This is a genomic window from Nocardia sienata NBRC 100364, from assembly GCF_001613205.1.
Lineage (GTDB): Bacteria > Actinomycetota > Actinomycetes > Mycobacteriales > Mycobacteriaceae > Nocardia > Nocardia sienata.
In genome coordinates this window covers 1-612 of sequence record NZ_BDBX01000133.1, presented here as the reverse complement: position 1 = coordinate 612, position 612 = coordinate 1, and the positions used below count along the sequence as shown (strand labels likewise).

Here is a 612-nt window from a genome sequence, read left to right as displayed (position 1 = left end):
GCTGTCCCTGGACAATATCGCCTACCTGATCTACACCTCCGGCTCCACCGGCATCCCGAAAGGCGTGGCGGTCACCCACCTAGGGTTGGCCGATCTGGCTGTCACGGAACAGCGACACCTCGCTGTCACCGATGATGCCCGTATTTCGCATTTGGCTTCACCGAGTTTCGACGCCTCGATCTACGAGATGATCATGGCTTTCGGTGTCGGCGCGAGGCTGGTTATTGTCCCATCGACGGTCTATGGCGGCGCCGAACTGGCTCGCCTCCTACGCAGTGAACACGTAACCCACGCCTTCCTCACTCCTACCGCACTTGCTTCCGTCGATCCGACCGGCCTCGAGACGCTGCATACCCTCGCTGTCGCCGGCGAAGCTCTTTCCCCCGAAGTGGCGGCCCGGTGGGCCCGCGGTCATAACGTGTTCAATGCCTACGGACCCACCGAGGCCACCATCCAAGCCACCATCAGCCCTGCTCTGCAGCCCGGCGGAATCGTCACTATCGGCACCCCCACCATCGGATTCGGTGTCACAGTCCTCGATGCCCGGCTGCGGCCGGTGCCGGTGGGAGTGGCCGGGGAGTTGTATCTGGCCGGTGCGGGGGTGGCGCGGGG

At 64.2% G+C, this 612-nt stretch carries 1 protein-coding gene; it reads left to right on the top strand.

Features of this window, described 5'->3' with window-relative positions; genetic code table 11:
• Positions 1-612 (top strand): AMP-binding protein (locus NS4_RS31065; RefSeq protein ID WP_157106364.1); only part of this gene is annotated, 612 nt, incomplete at both ends.